Below are 11,512 nucleotides of genomic sequence, written 5' to 3' on the forward strand. Positions count from 1 at the left end.
CGATCACTCTTCAAGCGCCATTCGGAAAACAATCTCTGACGCCAACCGCAGTGCTTCATATTCTTCGGACGAGTCGCGGCGGAACTGTAAATCGGCGTCACTCAGTTGCACGGGCGGGAACAACTGATCGCGATCCGGGAAAAATTCCTGCTGAAAATCAGTGTCCTGTGCGGCCAGATGTTCGTCCAGCCACAAACGCTCTTTCGGTTCCAGCACGTCATTTCGCCGGATCATTACCGGATCGTCGACAACGAGCCGCCGCAGTTGTCGGGTTCGCTGGCGCCCGATGGACCGGGCTAGAATCCCGAAAGCCTCGCTTGCCGCGCGGGACTGTGAAGGATTGGACGGCAGATTTGCCGTGCTACCCTTGGGAAGCGTGACACCAATGCGTGACATGAAATCGTCCACGATATTTCCATTGGCCATTACGGATCGATCATACAGGAAAGGCGCGACCGTCACGCCGGGAAACGCGCTTCGGATTCGGGTCAGCATGGCGCTGTAACTCAGCCGCTCGGGGTTTTCGGCGATCTCGTCCAGACGAGCGCGGATGTATTGCGTTCCGCCAGCGGGCAAGCGACCATTCTTTGCCCGCTGCTTATAGTCCGCCTCCCAAAAGTCGGAATATCGCCGACAGTAGAAGGTAATGCGCATCTGCCGGGCCGGAATATCGGAAAAAATCTGCGCCAGCCGGTCCAGATCTACCGAATAAAGCATCTCGGACGAGACCAGGCAGGTTTTATCCTTGTGCGCCTCGTATTCTAGAGCCATGGCTTCGCGGAACCCGTCTGTCGGCTGCTGCGTCTGGTTTATGTGGAAGGCGATGATATTGTGGCTGATCGTCAGCCGGCTGTTTTCGTGGCGCCGGCGACCGGTTTCCATGTATCGCAGCCTGGCCTTGTCCAGCATTCCGCCGTTCGTGCGAACAAAACCCTGCAAGGCGGTGGTGCCGGTCTTAGGCATCCCGATATGAAGCCAAAGCATCAGGCGTCTCCGCAAACCTGAAAAAGAACCGTCATCCCACCTTCCCGGCTACGGCTCCGTCAGTCATCTGCTGCATCAGATCCTGCATCTCGGGGACTTCCCGCAGCTGCGCGATTTGCTGACGGTGAAGATCACAGGTCAGGTGATGCAGTCGGGCGGTTTCAGGGTCAGAAAGCATGTCGTAATAGAATTCGCGTTTGCGGTCAGCAACGACGTCGATCGCGCTGTCCGTCTCGGCATTCTGGTTCATCATGTTCCAGTATTCCATCCCCAGGCTTTCACCCAGATGATGAGCGCGACCGCGCATCTTCTTTACCAGATAGCTTTCGCAGGACTTCAGCGCGTAATGGTTGACCTGAACGAACTCGTACCCGACGGAATCGCGGGCGGACCGCCAGCTTCTTTCGTAATACCGATCGGGCATCAACTGACCCGATCCGTTGTACCAGTGGCATTCCGCCATGGTTTCAACTGTCGGACGCTTCGGCCGGTGAACCCCCAACCCGTCCCAGAGTTCGCGCTGAAACATGGTCTTGAATCCCCACGCCTGAAACGGCCGGATGGTCATTTCGCGCGCGGCCTGTCTGAACTGATCCGACAGGAACCGATCCTCGTAGCGCACAACACCCGCATTTCCGAACAACCGCCATGTCATCGAAATCGTGCGGGCGTCCGGAATAGCCTCGGTCAGGGCGCGCAGTGTGTGATCTCCGGTCTTGACCACGATCTGTTCATCCGCGTCGATCACGACAACCCAGTCTTGCGGGCGGGCAACTTCCATTTTCAGAAACGTGTTATAGGCCCGTTTCTGCGGGCTGGTCTTCCGGCGTGAATTGTTGTCGACATGGGTCAGAAATCCACGCTCGTCCAACCTTTGCAGCAAAGCGTCCGTCCCGTCGGTACAGTCATTTGTCATAACCACCTGATGATCGACACCAATGGCCCGGTTATGCGCCACCCATTCCAGAACAAACGGCCCTTCGTTCTTCATCGGGGTCACGCTGACAAAGCGTGGGTCCTGTTCCTTCATGACTGACTGCCCTTTGTTGGTTTTATTGTCCCGGTTTCGGCGGATACATCACCTGTTAGTCCTACACGAGTTTTCACATATTTGAACCTGCCTTCAAGCCGCCCAAACGCTGTCATCCTCCCGCCCGGTCAGGTTTCTGTTCGTTTCAGTTGATTGGCGAACCGCTTGTATGGCGGGCAGAGATCCCGTGCCTTGCGCAGATATCCGGCGGCTTTTTTCTTGTCCCCCCGCCTCAGCAACAACTGACCGGCCGCCCCCTGAATCGCCGCTGTATTGTCGTCAAGATCCGCCGCCTCGATGATCTGGTTTTGCCCCTGCTCGGACGCGCCGATCCGTTCCAGCAAGCCACCCATGGCAAACACCAGAAATGGATTTCCCGGATCATTTCCAACAGCCTCAGCCATCTTGAGCCGCGCCTGAGAATAATCACCATCCGCCTCGTACAGCTCGGCCAAACGTTTGAGATACAGCGTGTTTTCAGGGCGAAGGCCTGATACGTTCCGGGAAACATCTATTGCTTTTTCCAACGGTAGATCATCCAGCCGGTACCGAAGGATCGTAGAAAAGCTCTGGTACTCCGGGCTATCCAGCGGCACCTGCAACTTCTCCGACAGGTTTTGCATGTTTCCCAGCCAATCCTGCAACAAAACCAACCTGTCCCTGCTCGAATTCAGCCGGCGCGCCTTTTGGTCGAGTGCGAGATCGCTCCAGTCCAGCAAGATCACGTCAAAGTTGCACGGAAGGCGTGACAATACCCGACGCTGAGCGACATGGGCATTGAAGTTGAACCAGGATCTGCGGACCGCCTTTTGAATTGTCCAGTCCACAGGCGGCATCGCCCGATAAGAAACCTGATCCCGAAACACCAGTCGCGATCCAAATATGATGACGTCGGGCCTCAACGGTTTTGCCCAGAAGGACCTAGTGAACGCCTGTGCTGCAAGCCACCGCTTTTTCTGACTGCCCAGAATTGCGGCCTGCAATGCACAGGCTACGGCATGATCCTCGGGCCAGATATGGGGGTTTTCCAAAGCCTGCTCTGTCAGCTTCAGCGCCTCTTTCCAGCGGCGCAGGTAAAAGTAGTTCAGCGCATTCAACAAAGGCAGGAACGCGTTGTCCGCCCCGGCTTCAAGCAAAGACTCCGCAAACTGGCGTGACTCTTCTGCCCGGTCTTCAGCCTGGAGCGAGAACAAGTGGAAGGTCGCCTTGGCGTAGATATGTGCAGCCTCTGACGCGTTGATAAATCCGTTCGCCCCCTTGCGCAGCCGATCCACTGTCTTTTCGTTGGCCTCACTTATTTCCTGCGGGGACAAAACATCGCGAAACATCTTGTTCTCTTGCCCGGAAAGCCTGGCCGCCGCCATCGAAAATGCCGATACGGGGGGGGCAACCACTTGGTCCGCCCGGGACATTGCATAAAGCTCTAGAAAATCACGCTTGGCCCGGGTCATCTCTGACAGATCTGCAATGTCCGACATCCGCATCAGTTGCGGATAGCGCTTCTGAAACCGGGTGATCAGTTCTGGCTGATCCGAAAACATGATCGCCGGATTGTCGGCGAACTTGTCCAGATGGGCTTCGTACAGCTCTTCGGTCTCAATCTTCGCGGGCCAGGTCGAGTGTTTCCACGGCAACCCGTTCAGAATGTCGCCCCGGCGGATGTGGTAGGCTGACACCCCCTGCCCCGACAACGCCTGGTCCGCACGATCCATGATGGCGCGGATTTCGTCGGTGAAGCCGATCCGGTGAATGAACTCTCGATAGCGGGGGCGGATCGTTTCAATGTCTTCCCAGGGGAACGCCAGAATCTGGAACCCCTCCTCGACCAGAACCGCACGCCCGGCGTCCAGATGCTTGATCAGCCGGTCCGGTGTCTTATCGTTCTGAAATTTCCAGATCGGTTGGGCTTTTTGTGACAGCGCTTCGAACGCGTCGGTATCCAGGAAATGGTCCGCCATCCACGCTTTGGAAAACAGTTCTTGTGGATGTTCCAACTCGGGTGCATCCGCGCCTTGCGGGAACCAGTTCACCCGATAATCAGTATCGAAATCCTCGGCCAGGCGGATACATGTCAACAACATCAACAGGCGCGCGCCCATTCTGTCCTTGCGTTGACCGATGAAGACCCCCCTGCCTGGGGTCATGAGGTTGCCTGGGCAGTGTCGGCAGCCGCTTGCCTGCGAAGGGCACGAAACCTCTGACGTGCTGCGTGTGCCAGTTTCGGATGCCGGTCACGGCTCATCTCTTCCAGTCTGTTCATGTAGACCGGCAAACGCTTGCGCGCCCTGATCATCCGGAAAAAATCTGCGGCCTCAAGTGAGCCGTCCATCGCACCCAGCATAACCGGCTTGAGCAAATCGAGTTTTCGCAGCATCGGGGCCGCGAAATGGTTCGAACACCAGGTCTTCAGCGGGATGACATTTCCCCCCTGCAAGCGCGCCGCCTGCTGCCGGTCCAGATCGAAAAAAGGATCAAAAGCCACATAAACCCGTTTCGCGGTTTTTATGGTTTCGGCAGTATCACTGAGCGGCAGATCCCAATCCTGGACCCGACCGAACCGATATCGGGTTTCCCACGGAACCAGCCGTTCGTCCAACGTAGTCTGCGGGTTGAAGGCAATCACCGTCGACCCAGGCACCAAAGCGGAAAACGCCAGCGCGCCGTAGCCCCCCATGGATGCACCGGCAAAAACCACCTGATCGAACTGGGCAAAAAAACCTTCACGGGCCTTTCCTTCCAGATACGAAATGATTTCCGTGTCGCGATACCAGGCCTTGGTGCGGGCAAACACCCCAAGATGAGACCATCCTTCGTCCCTGAAAAACTTCCAGCCCCAAGGTTCGCGCGCAAAGGACAGGTCGTTGGCGTTGGCGATGTTGTCAAAGCTTACAATCAGGCGAGAGGTCGATCGGTGGTGAAACAGAAACGCGTGGCGTTCAAGTTTCTGCAGAAAGCCCCTGCCTTCGCCGCCCGGATACAGTTCCACAAACCATGGCGGTGCGGGGTCGGTCAGGATGCGTTCGTACCCTGTCTTGCGGTCAGGGTGCTCGGGTTTCAGTTGCTCTTTGGACAGGTCGGTCATGATGCTCAAACAAGATTGTCCGCAAGCCAGGACCGGAAGTCCACCCAGTCCTTGCGCATTTTGATTTCCTGAACTTTCGCCGTGTGCCAGTTGCAAGCCTGTTCGTGCAGGCGGGCCAATTCCTCATCCGCCTTCAACTCGGTCAGCAAGGGCGCGGCGCGGCGGGCCGCCGGCAGGATGGACTGGTCCATCTCTTTGTTGGCATTCATATCCATCCAGTAGGATTGCCCCTGATCCACTTTAATGTGATTGGTTCTCCCGCGGTCACGCTTGATCAGAAACCCGTCCATCGACCGGACCGAGTAGTGGTGAATCCGACCAAAGCTGTGATCGAAGTTTCGCCAGGCTCGCCAGCCGACCTTTGCCGCAGGGAACAGATTGCCGCTGGCATCCGACCAGGCAACGTCGCCCTCTTTCCCGTCTTCAATGCCTTTTGGTCTGTGTGGACCGAACCGGGTGAATTTTCCGTTATTGCGAAACAGCGTCTTCAAGCCGAAAGCTCGGCTGGAGTGATACGGGAATTCCATATCCGCCATCACAAACGCCTCGGTCACGGGCCGGTCTTCAAAGCTGATGTTTCCGGCGCTGCCAAACAGCTTCCACGCGAACGAGATTGCATCCACTGGCTGCCCCGCGCGATGTTCCACCTGGGAAATCAGCGCGCCAAAGCTGTTATCGCCGCAGCGGATGTTCCAGAACTCATCGACATCCAGGCACAATAACCAGTCAGACTCCTTGACTTTGGGCTGGCGCCGCGCCCGCCGCAACATCTGGTGCTGAGGGTTTCCCCCTTCTTTCACCTCGTTCGACACATGTGTCGCAAGCCCCAGATCCTGCAACCTGCGGGCCATTTCGTCAGTACCGTCCTCACAATCGTTGGTGAATATCACGAAATGGTCGATGCCCAGACTTCGATGAAAAGCCACCCATTCAAGCATATAGGGGCCTTCGTTTTTCATCGTCGTAAAGATGGTAATGGTCTGTGACATTCAAGCCGTTCCCAATCTGAATTGCCCACTGTCTTACACAAGCACGCAGAACGGGGCGAGACGGGAATCGAGCAAACCGGCAATCCCGAACAAACTGATGCACCTTCGCACTCGCCTTTGAAAGGGATTGGGTGCCAAAAGAACCCCAAGCAGCCACCAGATCCATAAGATCTGCACTCAGCCAAAAACAGCACCAAACGTTCTTCAAATCGACAAGGTGAAAGCCTTCAGAGTGTTGCTCGGTGTATTTTGCGCTAACGCACGCCTTGAACCGAAGTCTCAATGCGGCGTGGGGATTGGTGTGTCTGGCCCGGCACCAGCAAAGCCGCCACGTTGCGCCCGAATTCGCGGGTTCGCGCTTCAACGGTGTTAAAACTGAATTCAATGATCAATCCAAACGGAGCAACGCAAAGCACGACCAGAACCGCGATAGGAACGGAAAAACTGCTTTCAACGCCGGGATAAAGTTCAACCCACATCACTTTGACCAGCGAGAATATCAAGATGTGCCACAAGTAAATTGTATAGGATCGGGACCCCATATAGTTCACTGCCCGGACTGGCCATCCGGCGAATTGCAAAGCTCGCTCATTAATTGTTGCCGTGAACACGCACAGCGCGCACCCGATGCTTGTGAGCGTGCTGGCAAATGGTCCGGCTCCGAATACAGCAGGGCTACCCAGGGCCATTAGCAAACCCAGTCCCGTGGTCAAAACAGCCACGACCCTGTTGCGCGGGATTTGATAGCGTGCCTTTAGCACAGGGACTGTGAGATAGAGAAAGCATCCCCAGATCACGCCGTCCAACCGAAACCACCATGCCAAATCGTAAACATCCGTCCGCTGCAAAAAGGAAAATATGGCCAGAAAAATCGCACACCCAAAAACCAGACGTTGCTTGCGCAGCACCACAACAACCAATATGGGCCAAAAAAAGTAGAACTGTTCCTCCAGCGACAAGCTCCAAAAATGCGCAAGCAGAGAGATTGGTTGCCCATTTTCAATCTGCACAAACCCCCAAAGGTTCAGCCATTGGGTCAAGGCGGCAAAAGCCGCGTATCCTGTATGCTCGATGCCGCCATACTGTGTGTAGAAGTCTGACCCGGACAAAAGAACAACCGAGGCGAATGTCACCAAAACGACGATTGCCGCCGCGGGAATTAGGCGGAAAAACCTTCTGATCCAAAACCGAAGCAACAACTCCTTGGCCGAGTATTTTCCGGTTTCCAGTTCTTTAAAAATGGAAAGTGAGATTACGTACCCGCTGATTACGAAAAACAGATCAACGCCAGCACCGAACTGCAGTCGAGAGGTATAGTCATAGGTAAGCTGCGTCCAAGGCATCAGAAAGGGCAGGTGCGCGATCAGGACCAAAAATATCGAAATCCCTCGAAGGGTCTCGATATCAATGTTCTTTTGAACGGAGTGCTCCATTTTCGCCTCAGTAAGTACTGCTTGGTTTGTAGGTTTCGCGATGCCCGTTGCCCATAACCGACAGTTGCGGTCAACACCAGTCTTTCAGGCTTCCGGATACACATCATTTCGCGCGTGCGACGAAGTCTCTTTGATCGTCGCACCAGAACACAGAGAAGGCTCCTATTTGACCAGATTGCCTGTCAAATAAAGCCTAAACTGGGTATTTTTCAGATGGAGAAACTGTAGGGTGGCTACAGGTTGGTCCGCAACAGCGCAAATGAACGTTAGTTATTGTAACTTATCTATTTTCGTTGAAAAAGTGGTGCGATCGAGAGGCACCATGTTACCCCCGCTAAATGTTGCAAGTAACCCTTACCACTTTGCTGCGGTGTGTTTTGCGGATGCCGACCGTCTCGGATTGGGTCAACATGTAGCAACCAACCTCCCACAAGATGGGGGCCTGGATGGCATAGCAATCAGCAGCACATATCAAGAACACGAAGAACGGCACGATACTACAGAACGGTGACGGCCTATTGTGCTTGAAGGGCCAGAGCAATAGCAAGCGGGGACACGGGTAACCTCTCGACGGTAGCGGATCAAAATCGGGCTGGGTCCCCACCCCAAAGTCTCACTTACGAAAGCCCAAGAACAAAATGCAATGGGCCGGCGTCCTTGCCATGGGCAATAGATCGCACATCAGAGCGTGAATGGATGCGCGAAGAAGCCGAGGCAAACAGAAACGACGCAGCATTTGAAAACCGGGCCTGACGGTACTCTAGGCCAGACCGGAACGTCTGTACGACGACAGGGCAGCCTTACGCTATAGCTCCACGTCATCGACAATTAAGGAAAGCGCCGGGTCCCTCGTCACTCACATGACCCGATTTGAGTTCAGTTGACCATCACGTAAAAGGGTTTGTTTTTTCGGGCAAAAGTCTGAGCAATTCACACGCCGACCCCTCTTTCGTCAGCCAAGACGCTTCGATCACCTGTAACAAGCTTGCCTTGTCAACAAGCAAAACCCTTGAGCTTTCCTCCAGCTTGGGCGTTCCGATTTAACAGGTGCAACAGTTCGACCTGATTGGACGTTCCGGTTTTAGAGAATATTGAACTGAGGTGTGAACGAACAGTTGCGGGGCCAACCGAAAGAGTTTCCGAGATTAGCTTTACCGTCATTCCTTCCCTCATCATCGCACAAACCCGGAACTCGCATCTGCTGAGCGCCGCCGGGTTCTGAGGATCAAGGATCGGGACATAGTCGCCGCCGCTGTCTTCGGACAGACGATGGCTGCGGGGCTGCTCGGACTTTGCAGAAATCGCACCGGGCAAACGGTTCTTCCATCCAGACGAAAGAGTTGAAGTCAAAACAGCTAACAAATCCAGATCGGGTCCCAGAGGGCTGACACTGTAGTGCAATTCAATGTAGTCGATATGTGACGCGGTTGTCTCAAGCGGAACCACAATGACTTCGACCAACCCTTCAGGTTTATGATATTGATAGCGAGACATTGGTGCCGCACCGGATAGCATCATATCCGTTAATGTCCAGATAGATCCCGGCTTTGCATTTGAGATGCAATCCCCGAAAACCAATTCCGCTTGGGTTTGAGGTTGCGACGGCCATATCTTCCCTTGTTGGACGCAACACCGTGCAATGTGCTTAACTTTCCAACCAGCTTTCGAAACCCTGACAATTAAAAGCGCATCCGCATTTAGCAGACGCATTAAAAAATTTGCTGCATTTAGAATAGAGCCATTGTTATTTACGGCCCGCGTCCACTCCATCACGAAGTTAAAACTGTCCTTCGCGTGGGTGCTCTTAACAAAACTGACACTCATACCCCACAACCCAACTAGATAAAAAAATCTTCGAACCAAACACGTCCGAACCTGGACGACAAATTTGTTCTACACGTAATCCATGAGCAACCGATTTCACCGCGCAGGGCGCACATCCGCGTTCAAACGGGCCACAAGCAGATTGCTATAACTCATTCATATTTATCAATTTTTTTCAAATATCTGCATATTCTCAACTACCAAGCTCCCTCCAGAGAAAAATTTCCACACCCCAAAACTGGCTATCAAATTGATTACAATTGAAGCTTTGGCCGAGCCATTGTTGACAGCCGAGATGATTCTTTCGCGCTTTAACACCCTGTTAATGCTGGGTTAATTCTTTTAATCCTTTAAGTGATAGCAACATACAACTTACATCCTTTGCGTGTAATATTTTTACCTTTGAGGGAAGGATGCTGTTTCCCACGCCCCTATTCTGATTCCAAGCTAAAGCATTTTTTGCCTGGCTTGCGCTGCATTAATGTGGAGCGTTGAAACTAACTTAACCTTTTGGGGGAAATAATGATCAAATTCGTGAAGAAGTTTGCCAAGAACGAAAGCGGTGCGGCAATTGTTGAGTACGGACTGGCCCTTTTGGTGGTCGCCTCGATTGCAGTCGGTGCATTTTCGTATCTGGGCACTACCACCAATACAAACGTGACTGGTGCCTGTGCTGCTTTGGGCAGTGCAACCTGCTGACCGAAACCAGGTCAGAACATCAAAAAATTCTGCGCCCTCACTCAAGTTTGGCGGCGCAGAATTTACCGCCAGGAATTTCGCAAAAACAGGAAAACCGAAGTTCCGTATTTGAGTGCGAGACTTTTGGAGAGAGATATGCGTATCAGACCAATCATTTCTACGCTGTTTGGAATTGCGATAGCTTCCGGTTCCGTTTACCTGGCGAAAGACCATATTCAGTTCAAGGCCAACACAGCAAGCGTATCGCCTGATGCAGATTTGGTCGAAATTTATGTGGCCAGATCGGAGATCGCATTTGGCCAAACGATCGAAGCTCACAACGTTACGATCCACCCCTGGCCGCGCGAAGCACTTCCGGCCGGAGTTTTCACGGAAATCGACGTTCTTGTTCCCGACAACCGCCGCCAATTGCGCCGCGCCAAAGGGCGGTTCTACCCCGGCGAAGTGATGCTTCTTTCAAAGGTTTCGAACTTTGGTGAAAAAGTCACGCTGGTTCAGAAACTTGGAGAAAACACCCGCGCCATGGCGATCGAGGTCGATGCCGTGACTGCGGTTGGCGGATTTGTCACGCCGGGCGATCATGTAGACATCGTCCTGACACAAGGTGCGAAGCAGGAACTTCGCGCGGTGACCATCTTGCAGAACATCCGCGTGATTGGCGTGGATCAGCAGTCAGAGGAACTCAGCGATCAACCTGAGATCGCCCGGACGATAACCGTTGAGGTCACTCCACAGCAGGGACAACGTCTGGCGCTGGCTCAAAAGGCCGGAACACTGAGTCTGACGCTCAGAACACTGGATAATGTTGAAGATGAACCCATGGAAATGGTTCGCCTGCGCGATCTTCTGCAGGAAGAAGGCCCGGTGGAGAAAGTCGAAGCTCAACCAACTGTAACGGTACGTCGGGGAACCGAGACCGAGGTTGTAACCATCCAAAGGCAGCTCAACGAAGCGGAAGAGAGAACAGACGCCGAGCCTGTCACCGAACTGGAAACGCCCCCCCAGAAGGATGCTCAGCTTGCACCGGCGGTCGCGACGCCGCAGGTCAAACCTCGCGCTCGAACGATAAAAATCAGCCAGGCACCCAGCCAGTAAGCCCTGCCATGCGAGTAGCTGCTTTCATATCCGATTTCATCAAGGATGACCGTGGTACGGTAGCAATCCTGTGGGGTACCGCCTTGGTCGCTTTCCTCGGCTTCTTTGCGATCACTCTGGATGTTGGCCGGTTGAACTCTACCCATGCCGAGCTTCAGTCGTTTGCGGACAATGTGGCCCTGGCCGCGGCCGCTGAGCTGGACGGACAACCAAATGCGATTTCGCGGGCCACAAATGCGGCGGCAAATCTGATTAGTGACAGTCAGACATTTGCGAATGGCAGCGCCGCGCTTTCAGGTTCATCTGACTATACCCTCTCGTTTCACTCCGCGCTTCCTGCTTCAGATCTTACGCCGCTCGGCGCCGGCCTCACGAC

At 54.1% G+C, this 11,512-nt stretch carries 10 protein-coding genes; 3 read left to right on the forward strand and 7 right to left on the reverse strand.

Features of this window, described 5'->3' with window-relative positions; all coding sequences use genetic code 11:
* Positions 1-3: 3 nt before the first annotated feature.
* The 7 genes from ACR0MI_RS15540 to ACR0MI_RS15570 form a co-directional block, all read right to left on the reverse strand.
* Complete coding sequence (locus tag ACR0MI_RS15540; protein WP_170616103.1) at positions 4-984, reverse strand: hypothetical protein; 981 nt, start codon at positions 982-984, stop codon at positions 4-6.
* A 31-nt stretch (positions 985-1,015) separates the two neighbouring features.
* A complete protein-coding gene (locus ACR0MI_RS15545; protein ID WP_170616101.1) occupies positions 1,016-2,014 on the reverse strand; it encodes a glycosyltransferase family 2 protein in 999 nt (332 codons plus the stop codon).
* Positions 2,015-2,142: 128 nt separating this feature from the next.
* On the reverse strand, positions 2,143-4,158 hold the full coding sequence (locus tag ACR0MI_RS15550; protein WP_170616099.1) for a hypothetical protein: 2,016 nt from the start codon (positions 4,156-4,158) through the stop codon (positions 2,143-2,145).
* Positions 4,155-5,096, reverse strand: coding sequence for a hypothetical protein (locus ACR0MI_RS15555; RefSeq protein ID WP_170815668.1), 942 nt, complete (start codon positions 5,094-5,096; stop codon positions 4,155-4,157). The genes ACR0MI_RS15550 and ACR0MI_RS15555 overlap by 4 nt, the downstream gene beginning before the upstream one ends.
* Before the next feature lie 5 nt (positions 5,097-5,101).
* Positions 5,102-6,085, reverse strand: a complete 984-nt coding sequence (locus ACR0MI_RS15560; protein ID WP_170817255.1) for a glycosyltransferase family 2 protein — start codon at positions 6,083-6,085, stop codon at positions 5,102-5,104.
* Positions 6,086-6,339: 254 nt separating this feature from the next.
* A complete protein-coding gene (locus ACR0MI_RS15565) occupies positions 6,340-7,518 on the reverse strand; it encodes an acyltransferase family protein (RefSeq protein ID WP_170616093.1) in 1,179 nt (392 codons plus the stop codon).
* A gap of 993 nt (positions 7,519-8,511) precedes the next feature.
* Positions 8,512-9,342: a helix-turn-helix domain-containing protein gene (locus ACR0MI_RS15570; RefSeq protein WP_170619042.1), complete on the reverse strand. Its 831-nt coding sequence runs from the start codon at positions 9,340-9,342 to the stop codon at positions 8,512-8,514.
* Positions 9,343-9,864: 522 nt separating this feature from the next.
* Between ACR0MI_RS15570 and ACR0MI_RS15575 the strand changes: the two genes are divergently transcribed.
* The 3 genes from ACR0MI_RS15575 to ACR0MI_RS15585 all read left to right on the forward strand — a co-directional run.
* Positions 9,865-10,041: a Flp family type IVb pilin gene (locus tag ACR0MI_RS15575; protein ID WP_170616089.1), complete on the forward strand. Its 177-nt coding sequence runs from the start codon at positions 9,865-9,867 to the stop codon at positions 10,039-10,041.
* Between the two features lie 135 nt (positions 10,042-10,176).
* Positions 10,177-11,136: a Flp pilus assembly protein CpaB gene (cpaB, locus tag ACR0MI_RS15580; protein WP_170616087.1), complete on the forward strand. Its 960-nt coding sequence runs from the start codon at positions 10,177-10,179 to the stop codon at positions 11,134-11,136.
* 8 nt (positions 11,137-11,144) lie between these two features.
* The coding region (locus tag ACR0MI_RS15585; protein WP_480854824.1) for a TadE/TadG family type IV pilus assembly protein at positions 11,145-11,512 on the forward strand (368 nt) is incomplete at its 3' end.

The organism is Ruegeria sp. D4, from assembly GCF_056534475.1.